This is a genomic window from Streptomyces sp. NPDC001157, from assembly GCF_053598255.1.
On sequence record NZ_JBSFJW010000004.1, the window covers coordinates 353,915 to 368,682 of the forward strand.

Here is a 14,768-nt window from a genome sequence, read left to right on the forward strand (position 1 = left end):
TCCATCTGCAGACGGAAAAGCCCCGGCCGCCATCAGGCAACCGGGGCTCGGACCGCTAACGGACGGGGTGCCCCGCCTCCCGCAGCGCCTGCTTCACCTCGCCGATCCGCAGATCCCCGAAGTGGAAGACCGACGCCGCCAGCACCGCATCCGCGCCCGCGCCGATGGCCGGCGGGAAGTCGGCCAGCTTGCCCGCGCCTCCCGAGGCGATCACCGGAACCGTCACGTGCTTGCGAACCGCGGTGATCATCTCCAGGTCGTAGCCGTCCTTCGTGCCGTCCGCGTCCATGGAGTTCAGCAGGATCTCGCCCGCACCCAGCTCGGCGGCCCGGTGCGCCCACTCGACGGCGTCGATGCCGGTGCCGCGACGACCGCCGTGGGTGGTCACCTCGAAGGTGCCTTCACGAGTGCGGCGGGCGTCCACGGACAGGACCAGAACCTGCCGACCGAACCGCTCGGCGATCTCACGGATGAGCTCGGGACGGGCGATCGCGGCGGTGTTCACACCGACCTTGTCCGCACCGGCCCGCAGCAGCTTGTCCACGTCCTCGGCCGTGCGCACACCGCCGCCGACCGTGAGCGGGATGAACACCTGCTCGGCGGTGCGGCGCACCACGTCGTACGTCGTCTCACGGTTGCCCGACGACGCGGTGATGTCCAGGAACGTCAGCTCGTCGGCGCCCTCGGCGTCGTACACCTTGGCCATCTCGACCGGGTCGCCCGCGTCGCGCAGGTTCTGGAAGTTGACGCCCTTGACGACCCGGCCGTTGTCCACGTCCAGGCAGGGGATGACTCGGACCGCCAGGGTCATGAATCCACGGCTCCTCTGTATGCCTTTAGCCTCGGAAGGCTTCCAGTTCCACTTCGACCAGGATGCGCGGGTCGACGAAGCCCTCCACCACGAGAAGGGTCGAGACCGGGCGCACCGTGTCGAACAGTTCCTTGTGGGCCCGGCCCACCGCGTCCACATCCCGCGCATGGGTCAGGTACATGCGCGTACGGATCACGGACTCGACGCCGAGCCCGAGCTCACCGATCGCCTCGATCGCGCTGGTGAAGGACACCTTGGCCTGCTCGTACGGGTCGCCCTCCCCGTACAGCACGCTGCCCTTGAAGGACGTCGTGCCTGCCACCAGCACGCGGTCGCCCGCCGCGACGGCGCGTGCAAAACCGAAGGACTCTTCCCAGGGACTTCCGCTCTGCACACGCCGTACGGCTTCGGACATCATCGCGACACAGCCTCCAAGGCCTCTTCCAGGGTGAACGCCTTCGCGTACAGGGCCTTCCCGACGATGGAGCCCTCGACACCGAGGGGTACCAGCTCGGCGATGGCGCGCAGGTCGTCCAGGGACGACACGCCGCCGGAAGCCACGACCGGGCGGTCGGTGGCCGCGCAGACGTTCTTCAGCAGCTCCAGGTTGGGGCCCTGGAGCGTGCCGTCCTTGGCGATGTCCGTCACCACATACCGCGCGCAGCCCTCCTTGTTGAGGCGCTCCAGCGTCTCGTAGAGGTCGCCGCCGTCGCGCGTCCAGCCGCGGCCGCGCAGGGTCGTGCCGCGTACGTCCAGGCCCACCGCGATCTTGTCGCCGTGCTCGGCGATGACCTTGGCGACCCACTCCGGGGTCTCCAGGGCGGCCGTTCCGAGGTTCACCCGGGTGCACCCGGTGGCCAGGGCGGCGGCCAGCGAGGCGTCGTCGCGGATGCCGCCGGACAGCTCCACCTTGATGTCCATCGCCTTCGCGACCTCGGCGATCAGCTCACGGTTGTCGCCGGTGCCGAACGCGGCGTCCAGGTCGACCAGGTGCAGCCACTCGGCGCCCGACCGCTGCCAGGCGAGGGCGGCCTCCAGGGGAGAGCCGTACGAGGTCTCCGTGCCGGACTCGCCGTGCACGAGGCGGACGGCCTGGCCGTCGCGGACGTCGACGGCGGGGAGGAGTTCGAGCTTGGCCATGGTCTACAGGGTTCCGATCCAGTTGGTGAGCAGCTGCGCTCCGGCGTCGCCGGACTTCTCGGGGTGGAACTGGGTGGCCCACAGGGCGCCGTTCTCGACGGCCGCCACGAAGGGCTTGCCGTGCGTCGACCAGGTCACCTTGGGGGCGAGCATCGTCGGGTTGTGCGTCTCCAGCGCCCAGTCGTGGACGGCGTAGGAGTGCACGAAGTAGAAGCGCGCGTCGGCGTCCAGGCCGGCGAACAGCTCGGAGTCTTCGGGCGCATCGACGGTGTTCCAGCCCATGTGCGGCACGATCTCGGCCTGCAGCGGCTCGACGGAGCCGGGCCACTCGTCGAGACCCTCGGTCTCCACGCCGTGCTCGATGCCCCGTGCGAACAGGATCTGCATGCCGACGCAGATGCCCATGACCGGACGCCCGCCGGACAGCCGCCGGTCGACGATCCAGTCGCCGCGCGCCTCCTTCAGGCCCTGCATACAGGCGGCGAAGGCGCCGACGCCCGGCACCAGCAGGCCGTCCGCGTTCATGGCCCGGTCGAAGTCACGCGTGATCTCGACGTCCGCTCCCGTGCGCGCCAGGGCACGCTCGGCGGAACGGACGTTCCCGAAGCCGTAGTCGAACACCACGACCTTCTTGGAGTTGCTCAATTCCACACCTCCAGCCTCAGGACACCCGCGACCAGACACATCGCGGCGCTGACGGAGAGCAGCACGATCAGGCTCTTCGGCATCTGCTGCTTGACGAAGGAGATGATGCCGCCGACCAGGAAGAGGCCGACGACGATCAGGACGGTCGACAGTCCGTTCATGGCTTTACAGCGCGCCCTTCGTGGACGGAAGGATGCCGGCCGCGCGCGGGTCGCGCTCGCTCGCGTACCTGAGCGCCCGCGCGAGCGCCTTGAACTGGCACTCCACGATGTGGTGCGCGTTGCGCCCGTACGGCACGTGCACGTGCAGGGCGATCTGGGCCTGGGCGACGAAGGACTCCAGGATGTGCCGGGTCATCGTGGTGTCGTACTCGCCGATCATCGGCGCCATGTTCTCGGGCTCGGTGTGCACGAGGTACGGGCGGCCGCTCAGGTCCACCGTCACCTGGGCGAGCGACTCGTCCAGGGGCACCGTGCAGTTGCCGAACCGGTAGATCCCCACCTTGTCGCCGAGCGCCTGCTTGAAGGCCGCGCCGAGCGCGAGGGCGGTGTCCTCGATGGTGTGGTGGGAGTCGATGTGCAGGTCGCCCTCGGTCTTCACGGTCAGGTCGAACAGACCGTGCCGGCCGAGCTGGTCGAGCATGTGGTCGTAGAAGCCGACACCTGTCGACACATCGACCTTGCCGCTGCCGTCGAGGTCTATCTCGACGAGCACCGACGTCTCCTTGGTGACCCGCTCCACGCGTCCTACGCGGCTCATGCGCTGTGCTCCTTCTTGAGTTCACGTACCGCGTCCAGGAACGCGTCGTTCTCCTGCGGGGTTCCGGCGGACACCCGCAGCCACCCCGGGATGCCGTTGTCCCGTACCAGCACACCCCGGTCCAGGATCTTCTGCCAGACGGTGTGGGAGTCCTCGAACCGCCCGAACTGCACGAAGTTCGCGTCGGACTCGACGACGTCGTAGCCGAGCGCCCGCAGCTCGCTCACCAGCCGGTCCCGCTCCGACTTCAGCTGCTCGACGTACTTCAGCAGCGTGTCGGTGTGTTCCAGGGCGGCCAGCGCGGTCGCCTGGGTGATCGCCGAGAGGTGGTACGGCAGCCGTACCAGCTGGACGGCGTCGACGACGGCCGGGTGCGCGGCGAGATAGCCGAGGCGCAGACCGGCCGCACCGAAGGCCTTCGACATCGTCCGCGAGACGACGAGATTCGGCCGACCTTCGATCAGCGGCAGCAGCGAGTCGCCGTGGCTGAACTCGATGTACGCCTCGTCGACCACGACCATCGACGGCTTCGCCGCCTGCGCGGCCTCGTACAGCGCGAGGACCGTCTCACGCGGAACCGCGTTGCCCGTGGGATTGTTGGGGGTGGTGATGAAGACGACGTCCGGCCGGTTCTCGGCGATGGCCTGCACGGCCGCCTCGACGTCGATCGTGAAGTCCGCGTTGCGGGGACCCGAGATCCAGCCCGTGCCCGTGCCGCGCGAGATGAGCGCGTGCATCGAGTACGACGGCTCGAAGCCGATCGCGGTACGGCCGGGTCCGCCGAAGGTCTGCAGCAGCTGCTGGATGACCTCGTTGGAGCCGTTGGCGGCCCAGACGTTGGCCAGGCCGACCTCGTGGCCGGAGGTGTCCGTCAGGTACTTGGCGAGCTGGGTGCGCAGCTCGACGGCGTCGCGGTCCGGGTAGCGGTTGAGGTCACGGGCGGCCTCGCGGACGCGCTCCGCGATGCGTTCGACCAGCGGCTCGGGCAGCGGGTAGGGGTTCTCGTTGGTGTTCAGCCGTACGGGGACGTCCAACTGGGGCGCACCATAAGGGGACTTTCCGCGCAGCTCGTCCCGTACGGGGAGATCGTCGATCCTCACGTCGTTCACTTGCTCTCGGGCACCTTCCAACCGAACCTCGCCTTGATCGCCGCGCCGTGCGCCGGCAGGTCCTCCGCCTCCGCCAGCGTGACCACGTGGTGCGCGACCTCGGCCAGCGCGTCCTTCGTGTAGTCGACGATGTGGATGCCGCGCAGGAAGGACTGGACGGACAGGCCGGAGGAGTGGCAGGCGCAACCGCCGGTGGGCAGGACGTGGTTGGACCCGGCCGCGTAGTCGCCGAGCGACACCGGCGCCCAGGGGCCGATGAAGATCGCGCCGGCGTTCTTCACCCGGTCGGCCACGGCGGCGGCGTCCGCCGTCTGGATCTCCAGGTGCTCGGCGCCGTACGCGTCGACCACCCGCAGACCCTCGTCGATGCCGTCGACGAGGACGATCGCGGACTGGCGGCCCGCGAGCGCCGGGCGGATCCGGTCCTCGATGTGCTTGGTGGCCGCGACCTGCGGCTCCAGCTCCTTCTCGACCGCGTCCGCGAGCGCCACGGAGTCGGTGACCAGGACGGCGGCGGCCAGCGGGTCGTGCTCGGCCTGGCTGATCAGGTCGGAGGCGACGTGCACCGGGTCGGCCGTGTCGTCGGCGAGCACCGCGATCTCGGTCGGGCCCGCCTCGGCGTCGATGCCGATCTTGCCGGTGAAGTAGCGCTTGGCGGCGGCGACCCAGATGTTGCCGGGGCCGGTGACCATGTTGGCCGGGGCGCAGGACTCGGTGCCGTGCGCGAACATCGCGACGGCGGTGGCGCCACCGGCGGCGTACACCTCGTCGACGCCGAGGAGGGCGCAGGCGGCGAGGATCGTCGGGTGCGGCAGCCCGCCGAATTCGGCCTGCGCGGGCGAGGCGAGGGCGATGGACTCGACGCCTGCCTCCTGCGCCGGCACGACGTTCATGATCACGGACGACGGGTACACGGACCGGCCGCCGGGCGCGTACAGCCCGACGCGCTCCACCGGCACCCACTTCTCGGTGACCGAACCGCCCGGCACGACCTGGGTCGTGTGCGTCGTACGGCGCTGCTCGCGGTGGACGAGACGGGCGCGGCGGATGGACTCCTCCAGGGCCGCACGCACGGCCGGGTCGAGCTCTTCCAGGGCTTTTTCGAGCGCCGCGACGGGCACCCGCACCTGCTCCAGCCTGACCCCGTCGAACTTCTCGGCGAAGTCGATCAGCGCCGCGTCGCCCCGATGATGCACGGCTTCGCAGATCGGACGCACCTTCTCCAGGGCGGCCTGAACGTCGAAGTCGGCTCGGGGCAGCAGGTCGCGCAGGGCGGGGCCCTCGGGGAGGGCGTCGCCGCGCAGATCGATTCGGGCCAGGAAGGAATATGGCAGCACGGGCTCAATTCTCTCAGACCGAGGTCGGGCGCCGTTCGCGCGTTCCAATGGCTGATACAGAACCCCGGCTGGAACCCGGAAGATCACCTTCACGTCTGGCGTTCGGGACGTCACACAGCGGGCATGAACGGTTGTGCGACCGCGACGAGGGCCAGGAGGATGAAAGCGCAGTGACCGAGGGGGCCGGCTTCCGCGCCGGAGACCTGCCGGACGATCTGACCGCCGCCGAGGCCGGCATGTGGCAGGCCTTCCGCAACGGCAGTGTGTACGACCTGAGCAGCGGGGACAGCGTCGTCGACGATCCGCACGGCGGGCACCCGTGGGGGCCCGAGCGGACCGTGCGGGCGCGCATCGTGTGCTGGCTGCTGCTCGACGGCCCGCCCGCGCTCGCGGGCCGGGTCTCCTCGCTGAAGCTGCGCGGGGTGCAGATCAGCGGTTCCCTGGACCTGGCGGGCGGCGTGGTGGTGCCGTACGTCGAGATGCGCGGCTGCCGCTTCGAGCGGGACGTGCTGCTGCCGGAGGCCCACTTCACGACCATGCGGATGGTGGACTGCTCGGTGCCCCGTCTGGAGGCCGCCCGTGTGCACACGGAGGGCGATCTGCACCTCCCGCGCTGCCGCTTCCTCAACGGCATCCGGCTGACCGACGCGCACATCGGCACCGACCTGCTGCTCAACCAGGCGATCGTCCACCGCGACCGCAGCGGCCGTTCGATCGCCGGCGACGGCATGATGGTGGGCCAGGACCTGCAGGCCGAGCTGCTGGAGTCGCACGGCGAGCTGAGCCTGCGCAGTGCGAAGATCGGCGTGTCGCTGAGCCTGCGCGGCGCCCGGCTGGCCAACCCGTACGGCCGGCTCGCCTTGAACGCGCCCCAGCTGAGCGTCGGACGCACGCTGTACCTGACGCCCGCGGGCGTCGGCGCCTCCATGATGAGCGGTGCGACGCCCGCGCGCGGGACGCGGATCCAGCGGTTCGAGTGCCAGGGCGGGATGCGCCTGGACGACGGGCGCTTCGAGGACGCGGTCGACCTGGAGCGGGCCCGGTTCACCTTCACCGACGACCAGGAGCTGTCGCTGCGCCGGGTGCAGACGCCAGAGCTGCGCTTCCTCGGGGAGCGGCCGCAGCGCGGCAAGGTCGTCCTGTCGGGCGCGCGGGTCGTCAACCTGGTCGACCGGTCGACCGCCTGGCCCGGGCCGGGCAACCTGCACATGGGCGGCTTCCAGTACGAGAACCTCGTACCGCAGGGCCCCTTCCCGCTGACCGAGCGGCTGGACTGGGTGACCGCCGCGACCGCCGAGTACAACCCGGAGCCGTACGAGCGACTCGCCTCCGTGCTGCGGTCCGGTGGCGAGGACGAGGACGCGCGCGAGGTGCTCCTCGCCAAGCAGCGGCGACGCCGCGAGAGCCTGCCGATCGCCGCCAAGCTGTGGGGGTACGCGCAGGACTGGACGGTGGCCTACGGATACCGGCCGGGCCGGGCCGCCGTCTGGATGGCGGTGCTGTGGGCGGCGGGCTCGCTTGCCTTCGCGCATGCGAGCCATCCGCCGCTGCAGCCCGGGGCCCACCCGCCGTGGAACCCGGCCCTGTTCGCGCTGGACCTGCTGCTCCCGGTCATCGACCTGGGCCAGGTCGGCGTCTGGCAGCTGAGCGGCGGCTGGCAGTGGCTGGCGGCGGCGATGATCCTGCTGGGCTGGATCCTGGCGACGACGGTGGCGGCGGGGGCGACGCGGCTGCTGAGACGGAACTGAAGTCCTGGGAACAACAGGGTTTCGCACACAACAATCCAACAGTTGTCGAACAGTCACCCTTTACCTGCACTTGACTGATCCGCGTACAACTTTCCACGACTTGTCCGTGGGCCCTGGCGCAGGGTTGACCTGCCGCCTTTCAATGGTCGACACCATGGCTCTGCTGCATCCGTTCAGCCGCGCGGCCCGGACCTCCCAGGCCGCTGCGCGCCCCACCGCCGGTCTCCCCGCCGCCGGACTCCCCGCCGACGACGAGGTGCTGCTCGACGCGCCCGACGACCGCCTCGGCTCCGCGCTGGTCGCGGCTGCGGGCGGCGAGCACGGCCCCGTCTCCGCGCTGCTCGCCGACACGCGCACACACAGCGACTGGGAGAACCGCGACCGGTACGCGAGACGCCTCGCGGCCTTCGCGCACGCCCGCCCGGAATGGCTGGGGGCGTGGTCCGCCGCCACCCCGCACGACCCGGACGCGCTGCTGATCAAGGCCCAGCTCGCGGTGGACGACGCCTGGCGCTCCCCGGCACGCGCGGAGCTGCTGCGCGAGGTGAGCCCGCTGATCACGGCTGCCGCGCGCGGCGAGGACCGTGACCCGGTGCCCTGGCGGCTCGCGCTGGACCATGCGCGCGGCACCGGCGCGGGCCCCAAGTACTTCGGCGAGCTGTGGGAGGCGGCACTGCGCCGCGCTCCGCACCACTACGGCTGCCATGTGGCGGCCCTGCGCTATCTGGCCGCGTCGTGGCAGGGCTCCCACCGTGAGTGCTTCGACTTCGCCGACCTGGCGGCGCAGGACGCCCCGCCCGGCTCCCTCATCCAGGCGCTGCCGTCGCGGGCGGCCTACGCCTGTCTGACGGACGGCGTCGGCGCCGAGGTGCCGCGCGCGCGGCTGGACGCGGCGGCCGACCGGGCGATCGCGTTCTCCGCCCGCTTCCCGGCGGCCGACCCGTGGCCGGCCGAGATCCGCAACAAGCTGATGTACGTCCTCGTACGGCTGGACCGCTGGCAGGAGGCCCTCACCGAGCTGCACCGGATCGGCCCGTACGCCACGTCCTTCCCGTGGGGCCGGTTGTCGGACGACCCGCTGGCGCTCTTCCTCAAGATGCGTGGCGAGATCCTCGCCCGTTCGACAGGCCTCATGCCCTCGCCCCGGCATCCACGGAGTGGGCGCGCCGGACGCGCACGCTCCGGCGACCACTAGGCTCTTGCGTCGTGACCACCGTCCGCCTCCCGCTCTTTCCTCTGAACTCGGTGCTGTTCCCGGGGCTGGTACTGCCCCTGAACGTCTTCGAGGAGCGCTATCGCGCCATGATGCGCGATCTGCTCAAGACACCCGAGGACGAACCGCGCCGGTTCGCCGTCGTGGCGATCCGCGACGGCCTCGAGGTGGCGCCGAGCGCGCCCGGCATGCCGGATCCCACGGCCCTGCCCGAACTCGGGCCCGCGGCGGGCTTCGGCCCCGACCCGGCGAAGTCGTTCCACTCGACGGGCTGCGTCGCGGACGCGGCGACGATCCGGGAACACGCGGACGGCACCTTCGAGGTTCTGGCGACGGGCACGACCCGAGCCCGCCTGGTGTCCGTGGACGCGTCGGGCCCCTTCCTGACGGCGGACCTGGAAGAGCTCCCGGAGGATCCGGGCGACGAGGCGGGCGCACTGGCCGAAGGCGTGCTGCGAGCATTCCGCCAGTACCAGAAACGCCTGGCGGGCGCGCGCGAGCGGTCCCTCTCGACCGGCGCCGATCTCCCGGACGAACCGTCCGTGGTCTCCTACCTGGTGGCGGCGGCGATGATGCTGGACACTCCCACCAAGCAGCGCCTGCTCCAGGCCCCGGACACCGCGTCCCGGCTGCGCGACGAGCTGAAACTCCTTCGCTCCGAGACCGCGATCATCCGTAGTCTGCCGTCACTGCCCGCGTCGGAGCTGACGCGCGGCCGCACAAGCCTCAACTGACGTCACCGATTCAGTCACTGCTTCAGTCACTGCGAAGGCCGGAATGGCAAAGAAGCCGAAGAAGAACCAGCAGCAGGGCGGCACCCCCGCAACGGTCGCCCTGACGTCCGCCGGGGTGCCGTACACGATCCACGCCTACGACCACGACCCGTCCCACCCCTCCTACGGCGAGGAGGCGGCGGAGGCGATGGGAGTGTCACCGGACCGCGTCTTCAAGACCCTGGTCGCGGACGTGGACGGCGCCCTGACGGTGGCCGTGGTCCCCGTGGCGGGCCAGCTGGACCTCAAGGCCCTGGCCTCGGCGGTCGGCGGCAAACGAGCCGCCATGGCCGACCCCGCCCTCGCCGAACGCACCACGGGCTACGTCCGCGGCGGCATCTCCCCCCTGGGCCAGCGCAAGAAACTCCCCACGGTCCTGGACGCCTCGGCCTCCGCCCACCCCACGATCTGCGTCTCGGCGGGCCGCCGCGGCCTGGAGGTGGAACTCACCCCCGAGGACCTGACCAAGCTGACCGAGGCGGTAGTGGCCCCCATCGGCCGCGCATGACCCCTCGACGACTGTCCCGCCTTCGATTAGGTAGAAGGGACATGTCGAAGAAAACACGCAAACGCAAGTGGCGCCTGAAGAAAGGCCGCTCCAACCACGGCCACCGCCCCGCGTAAGACACCCGTAGGTCTTCAAGCGCCCGTCAGGCAGGTTAAGCCCGTCCGGCGTTTGAGGACGAGGCCGTTCAGGCCGATCGGGGGTCCAGGGGGCAGAGCCCCCTGGCGGGGCCGCAGGGGCGGAGCCCCTGGGACGGGACGGGTAGGGGCGGCGGGGGCGAAAAAGTCTCCGCACCCCCAACGGCGCCGCACCTACCCCAACGGCGCCCCATAAGGATCCTTGGGAACAGCCCCCGGCTCCAGATACGGCGGCTCCGGATCCCGAGGCCCGAACAACGCCGTCAACCCAAGATGCACCACCAGCGCAGCCAACGACCACGCCAACAACGCCCCCTTCGCCCCAAGCTTCAGCGGCGCAGAGAACACAACCCCCTTGCCCACTTCCTTCGCATGGGCGATCACATCCTGCGACGGCCCCAGCCACACCCCGAGCCTCCAGGCCAGCAACGACGCCAGCAGCCCCCCGACCCCCAGCGCCACAGCCAACGGCACACCCCCACGCCGCCGCCAGAAAAAGACCCCGAGCGCGCTCACCGCACCAAAGGCCACCGCAAGCAGCGTGAACGTCCCGTCCACCCCGATCGCCTGCTCCCCCTCACTGTCGGAGAGATAGACGACCCAGCTCTTGTCGACCACGTCACCGACGAGCGGCACATGCGGCGCCAGCCACCACCACAGCACCCCGAGCAGCGCACCCGCGACCGCAACCGCCACCGTGACCACGGCGGCCTCTCGCACTTCGGTCTTCATCCCGGGCCCGTCCTGTCCGTACGTGCCGTCCCACGCGGCGTCATGCGCCACAGGGGCCACGTACCCGGCAGCCGGGGGCTGCCACGCATTCTGCGAGGACTGTTCATGCGGCGGCGGAGGCGGAGTCAACGGTGCGGTCACCCTGCCATCGTGCCAGGCCCGTCTGTGCGGCGCGTCACCGGACGGCCGCCCGACGGTATGCCCAGGTGGCCACGGCCAGCGAGACCACGCCCACCCCGGCGCACACGGCGAGATCCCCGGCCACGAAGGCCCAGTCGGGATGCGCCCCGAAGGTCCGCGCGAAGGCCTCGACGCCGTACGTCGACGGCAGCAGATCCCGCGCGAACCGCACGACCTCGGGCATCCGGTCGGCCGGCAGCACCCCGAGCAGCAGCGCCGCGGACATGCCCAACTGACCGAGCAGAGTGGCCAGTTCCGGCCGCGGCGCGAGCAGCCCCAGCGCCGCGCCCAGCCCGGCCAGCGCCGCCCCCGCCAGTGGAATCACCGCGACGAGCACCCACAGATGCGCCAGCGGCAGCCCGAACAGCACGCACCCGAACACCGCCGTGACCACGGTCCCCGGCACGGTGAAGGACGCATACGCCCCGGCCGCCCCCAGCACCACGGACGCCGGCGGCACCGGCAGCGTCGCGTAATGGTCGAGTCCGCCGCTCGCCCGCAGCTGCCCGAAGTACTGCGCGAGCAGATTCAGCGCGACGAACGCCACCACGAGCACCGAGGCCCCGGCCACCACGGACTCGGCCTCGCCGCCACCGTCCACGACCCCCCGCATCAGGATCATGATCCCGATCGACTGGAAGGTCGCCACGAACAGCAGCGGAATCCGGGCCACCCGCGCGCGCGAGAGCTGCGCCCGGTACACGGCGACGAGGGCCGGCCACATCCGCGCCCGCGGCCCGAGCTCGGCCGCACCGCGGCCGGCCTCCTCCACGGCCAGGGCACCGCCCGGCAGGACATCGGCGGGTACGACACTCACGACGCGCTGCTCCCCTTCTCACTCGGGCCCACGGGTCTCGAACCCACTGAGACCATCGCCCTCTCCCACAGGGACCATACGGCCGCGGCGGTCCGCGCACTCACCCCGACGACAACGCTCACGCCTTCACCAGCCCCTGCTGCGCGGCGCCCCCCAGCGCCAGATACACATCCTCCAGGCTGGGCGTGGCCAGGGTGAAGTCGTCGAGCGCGGCGAAGGCGCTGCCGCCGGTGACGGTGGCGACGATCGCGCGGGCCTCCTCGGGGGCGAGCCTGAGCGTCCAGCGGCGCCCTGCCTCGACGGCCCGCTCACGCAGCGCGGCGACCTCGGGCACGTGCAGCGGCGCGTTCTCGCGCCACACCAGCTCGACCCGGACCTCCCCCGCGACCTGCTCCTTGAGCCCGGCGGGGGTGTCGCAGGCGATCACCCGTCCCTGGTCGAGGACGGCGACCCGGTCGAGGACGGTCTCGGCCTCGATGACGTTGTGGGTGACCAGCAGAACCGTCGTCCCGCGCTCGGCCCGCCGCCGGTCCACGGCCGCCCACACGGCCCGCCGGGCCACCGGATCCATCCCGGTGGTGGGCTCGTCGAGCACCAGCAGCTGCCGCTCCCCGACCAGCGCGGCGGCAAGGCACGCCAGCCGCCGCTGCCCGCCGGACAGTTTCTTCAGCGGCCGCCCGGCGAGGGGCGTGAGCCCCAGCTCCTCCAGTACGGCGTCCCGCTCGGCCCGCGCTGCACGGGCCTGAAGCCCACGCAGCCGCCCGGTCGTCTCGGCGGCGAGGGACACGGTCAGTTCGTCGAGGGCGCTGGACTCCTGCCCCAGGTAGGCGAGGATCCGCGCGGCCCGCTCGGGGTGGCGCACGATGTCGTGCCCGAGGATCTCGACCCGCCCGGAGTCGGGCCGCATCAGCCCGGTCAGCTGCCGTACGAGGGTGGACTTGCCCGCACCGTTCGGCCCGAGGAGTCCGAAGATCTCACCGCGCCGGATGTCGAGGTGCACATCGTCGGTGGCCCGCACCGACGGCGTCCCCGGCGCACCCCGCCGCCCCCGTACCGCCGGATAGGTCTTGGTCAGTCCGCGCACCGCGCACACGACATCCCCACCGTGCCGAAGTGCCTGTGCCGCGCGCGTACTCACAAAGGACGAGGGTACGGGGTCCGTGGGCCCCGCCCGCTCTCGGGTTGGTCCATAACGGCACATCCCCCGGTAAAGAGCGCCGTCAGAACCCCGGTGAGGAACTACTCACCCGCAGGCGCGTGCTCCGCCGCCGTCCGCACGTCGATCTCCCGCCAGAACCCGGCCCGGATCGCATAGCGGTCGTGCTCGTCGATCTGGTCGTCCTTGTGGGCGAGCAGCCCGAAACGGGCGGCGTAGCGCAGCAGCTCGCCGTCGATGCGGTGCGGGACGCGCGGGTACATCCCGGAGAGCTTCTGCAGATGGCTCTGGTCGCCCAGGCGCTCCATCCACCGCCGTGCGAACACCTGCCCGACCTCGTAGGGATCGCCACCGACCGTGGTGATGTCCTCCTCACGGTCGGCCCACCGCTGCTCGGCGGTGGTCAGCTGGGCCAGCGTCGGCATCGAGGCGGCCTCGGGGGCCTCCGCGGGGGGCCGGTCGACCCAGCCCTTGTCGGAGGACCAGCGCAGGGTCGCGTTGGCGGGATTCTGGGCGGGCTGCACCCCGGGGGCGCGCAGCGCGGCCAGGTCCTTCGGGGTCGGTACGCCCTTGGGTGCGGGCACCCGCTCCTGCGTGCCGTTCTCGGAGCGGGCCGCGGCGGGTGCGTGCTCGCGGTCCTCGGCGCTCCGCTCGGCCGCCGCGGCGAGCGCGGACTCCGGCAGCGGCGCGGAGAGGATCGCGGCGATCTCGGGCCGCGGCACGGGCGGCGGCGCACAGATCCCGCCGAGCTCCTTGGCCCGTACGGCCTTGGTGATCCACGTACGGTCCAGGACGCGCCGCTCGTCGGCCTCGGCGACCAGGTCCTCGGACTGGTTGTAGTCCCCGTCGGCGGCCTGCACGGCCCACAGGTGTACGGCGACGCCGTGCTCCTTGGCGGCCATCATGCCCGGCAGCAGATCGCCGTCGCCGGTGACGAGGACGATGTCGGAGCAGGCGCGGTTGCGGGCCAGCTCGGTGAGCTCGGCGTGCATGGCGGCGTCGACGCCCTTCTGGGCCCAGCGTCCGTCGCTGCGGGTCAGGGCGCCGAGCCGGACGGTGACCCGGGGCATCACGCGCAGCCTGCGGTGCTCGGGCTGCGGGACGCGGTCGGGGGCGCCGTCGAACCAGTAGATGCGCAGCAGCGGCCGTTCCGTGTCGGACTCGGCGCGTTCTCGCAGGGCCTGGATGAGGGCGGCGTGATCGACGGTGATGCGGGAGCGTGAGGGCTCCCCGGCGAGGAGACTGGCGGCGGCCCCCAGCAGATACCCGGCGTCCACCAGGACGATGCAGCGGTCCACGCGATCCACCCTCTTTCCGGGAGGTTTGCTTCGGGCTTCCTTCGAGTCTGCCCGACTGCGCGGGGGTTAACGGCCCGAACTCGATCTTCGGCGTGGCGTTTCAGGTCCTCGCGCTCCGACAAGCCCTGTCACAGACGGTAATTATCCGAAATGCGCTCCTTGTCAGCCTATGTGAATCTGGTCGCGGCCCTGGCCCCTAGATCCCCCACAGGAGGCAGATCACCATGGCCAAGAACAAGAAGCAGAACCGCAAACAGCCGCAGTCCGAGCGGAGTCCGCAGCAGAGCCGGCAGTCCTCGATGGAGGCGCAGGCCGAGCAGCACGCCCCGCACCTCACACCGGGCGACATGCCCCGCAAGGGCCGGCAGAAGAGCTTCGGTCACAACTGACATTTGCATAACGGGTTGT

At 71.2% G+C, this 14,768-nt stretch carries 17 protein-coding genes; 5 read left to right on the forward strand and 12 right to left on the reverse strand.

All coding sequences use genetic code 11. From position 1 onward, the window contains the following. Window positions 1-55 precede the first annotated feature (55 nt). From hisF to hisD, 8 genes are read right to left on the reverse strand one after another with little or no spacing between them, the layout of a single operon-like run. Window positions 56-811, reverse strand: a complete 756-nt coding sequence (gene hisF / locus ACWDAG_RS09955; RefSeq protein WP_450695093.1) for an imidazole glycerol phosphate synthase subunit HisF — start codon at window positions 809-811, stop codon at window positions 56-58. Window positions 812-836: 25 nt separating this feature from the next. Then, window positions 837-1,229 carry a RidA family protein gene (locus ACWDAG_RS09960; RefSeq protein ID WP_450695094.1) on the reverse strand — a complete coding sequence of 131 codons (393 nt, stop codon included), beginning with the start codon at window positions 1,227-1,229 and terminating at the stop codon, window positions 837-839. After that, window positions 1,226-1,951 (reverse strand): bifunctional 1-(5-phosphoribosyl)-5-((5-phosphoribosylamino)methylideneamino)imidazole-4-carboxamide isomerase/phosphoribosylanthranilate isomerase PriA, encoded by a 726-nt coding sequence (gene priA / locus ACWDAG_RS09965; protein ID WP_450695095.1) that lies wholly within the window; start codon window positions 1,949-1,951, stop codon window positions 1,226-1,228. The genes ACWDAG_RS09960 and priA overlap by 4 nt, the downstream gene beginning before the upstream one ends. 3 nt (window positions 1,952-1,954) lie before the next feature. Further along, window positions 1,955-2,596 (reverse strand): imidazole glycerol phosphate synthase subunit HisH, encoded by a 642-nt coding sequence (gene hisH, locus ACWDAG_RS09970; protein WP_450695096.1) that lies wholly within the window; start codon window positions 2,594-2,596, stop codon window positions 1,955-1,957. Next, the gene (locus ACWDAG_RS09975; protein ID WP_030932891.1) at window positions 2,593-2,757 is read right to left on the reverse strand and encodes a hypothetical protein; all 165 of its coding nucleotides are present in this window, start codon (window positions 2,755-2,757) and stop codon (window positions 2,593-2,595) included. Before ACWDAG_RS09975 ends, hisH begins: the two co-directional genes overlap by 4 nt. A gap of 4 nt (window positions 2,758-2,761) precedes the next feature. Further along, entirely contained in the window at window positions 2,762-3,355 is a 594-nt protein-coding gene (hisB, locus tag ACWDAG_RS09980) for an imidazoleglycerol-phosphate dehydratase HisB (protein WP_030932889.1), read from the reverse strand. Next, window positions 3,352-4,464, reverse strand: coding sequence for a histidinol-phosphate transaminase (locus ACWDAG_RS09985; RefSeq protein WP_450695097.1), 1,113 nt, complete (start codon window positions 4,462-4,464; stop codon window positions 3,352-3,354). Before ACWDAG_RS09985 ends, hisB begins: the two co-directional genes overlap by 4 nt. Beyond that, the gene (hisD, locus tag ACWDAG_RS09990) at window positions 4,461-5,801 is read right to left on the reverse strand and encodes a histidinol dehydrogenase (RefSeq protein WP_450695098.1); all 1,341 of its coding nucleotides are present in this window, start codon (window positions 5,799-5,801) and stop codon (window positions 4,461-4,463) included. The genes ACWDAG_RS09985 and hisD overlap by 4 nt, the downstream gene beginning before the upstream one ends. Window positions 5,802-5,971: 170 nt before the next feature. Between hisD and ACWDAG_RS09995 the strand changes: the two genes are divergently transcribed. The 4 genes from ACWDAG_RS09995 to ybaK all read left to right on the forward strand — a co-directional run bounded on the left by ACWDAG_RS09995 (window position 5,972) and on the right by ybaK (window position 10,043). Then, window positions 5,972-7,549, forward strand: coding sequence for an oxidoreductase (locus ACWDAG_RS09995; protein ID WP_450695099.1), 1,578 nt, complete (start codon window positions 5,972-5,974; stop codon window positions 7,547-7,549). A 142-nt stretch (window positions 7,550-7,691) separates the two neighbouring features. Beyond that, window positions 7,692-8,744, forward strand: coding sequence for a hypothetical protein (locus ACWDAG_RS10000; RefSeq protein ID WP_450695100.1), 1,053 nt, complete (start codon window positions 7,692-7,694; stop codon window positions 8,742-8,744). 11 nt (window positions 8,745-8,755) lie between these two features. Further along, window positions 8,756-9,496, forward strand: coding sequence for an LON peptidase substrate-binding domain-containing protein (locus ACWDAG_RS10005; protein ID WP_450695101.1), 741 nt, complete (start codon window positions 8,756-8,758; stop codon window positions 9,494-9,496). 43 nt (window positions 9,497-9,539) lie between these two features. Continuing rightward, window positions 9,540-10,043 carry a Cys-tRNA(Pro) deacylase gene (ybaK, locus tag ACWDAG_RS10010; protein WP_450695102.1) on the forward strand — a complete coding sequence of 168 codons (504 nt, stop codon included), beginning with the start codon at window positions 9,540-9,542 and terminating at the stop codon, window positions 10,041-10,043. A gap of 308 nt (window positions 10,044-10,351) precedes the next feature. Here ybaK and ACWDAG_RS10015 read toward each other — a convergent pair whose 3' ends face one another. The 4 genes from ACWDAG_RS10015 to ACWDAG_RS10030 all read right to left on the reverse strand — a co-directional run bounded on the left by ACWDAG_RS10015 (window position 10,352) and on the right by ACWDAG_RS10030 (window position 14,360). Beyond that, entirely contained in the window at window positions 10,352-11,050 is a 699-nt protein-coding gene (locus ACWDAG_RS10015; protein WP_450695103.1) for an AAA family ATPase, read from the reverse strand. Window positions 11,051-11,084: 34 nt separating this feature from the next. After that, window positions 11,085-11,906, reverse strand: a complete 822-nt coding sequence (locus tag ACWDAG_RS10020) for an ABC transporter permease (RefSeq protein ID WP_450695104.1) — start codon at window positions 11,904-11,906, stop codon at window positions 11,085-11,087. 118 nt (window positions 11,907-12,024) lie between these two features. Beyond that, a complete protein-coding gene (locus ACWDAG_RS10025; protein WP_450695200.1) occupies window positions 12,025-12,999 on the reverse strand; it encodes an ABC transporter ATP-binding protein in 975 nt (324 codons plus the stop codon). A 146-nt stretch (window positions 13,000-13,145) separates the two neighbouring features. Next, entirely contained in the window at window positions 13,146-14,360 is a 1,215-nt protein-coding gene (locus tag ACWDAG_RS10030; protein WP_450695105.1) for an NYN domain-containing protein, read from the reverse strand. Window positions 14,361-14,584: 224 nt separating this feature from the next. On the opposite strand from ACWDAG_RS10030, the gene ACWDAG_RS10035 reads away from it, so the two are divergent. Beyond that, window positions 14,585-14,749 carry a hypothetical protein gene (locus ACWDAG_RS10035; protein WP_450695106.1) on the forward strand — a complete coding sequence of 55 codons (165 nt, stop codon included), beginning with the start codon at window positions 14,585-14,587 and terminating at the stop codon, window positions 14,747-14,749. Window positions 14,750-14,768 lie beyond the last annotated feature (19 nt).

Excerpts from the sequence above, each read along its gene's own strand:
- ACWDAG_RS10000 (WP_450695100.1), top strand. The coding sequence starts at position 7,692 with ATGGTCGACACCATGGCTCTGCTGCATCCGTTCAGCCGCGCGGCCCGG.
- ACWDAG_RS10035 (WP_450695106.1), top strand. The coding sequence starts at position 14,585 with ATGGCCAAGAACAAGAAGCAGAACCGCAAACAGCCGCAGTCCGAGCGG.
- ACWDAG_RS09960 (WP_450695094.1), bottom strand. The coding sequence starts at position 1,229 with ATGATGTCCGAAGCCGTACGGCGTGTGCAGAGCGGAAGTCCCTGGGAA.
- hisB (WP_030932889.1), bottom strand. The coding sequence starts at position 3,355 with ATGAGCCGCGTAGGACGCGTGGAGCGGGTCACCAAGGAGACGTCGGTG.
- ACWDAG_RS09975 (WP_030932891.1), bottom strand. The coding sequence starts at position 2,757 with ATGAACGGACTGTCGACCGTCCTGATCGTCGTCGGCCTCTTCCTGGTC.
- ybaK (WP_450695102.1), top strand. The coding sequence starts at position 9,540 with ATGGCAAAGAAGCCGAAGAAGAACCAGCAGCAGGGCGGCACCCCCGCA.
- hisF (WP_450695093.1), bottom strand. The coding sequence starts at position 811 with ATGACCCTGGCGGTCCGAGTCATCCCCTGCCTGGACGTGGACAACGGC.
- priA (WP_450695095.1), bottom strand. The coding sequence starts at position 1,951 with ATGGCCAAGCTCGAACTCCTCCCCGCCGTCGACGTCCGCGACGGCCAG.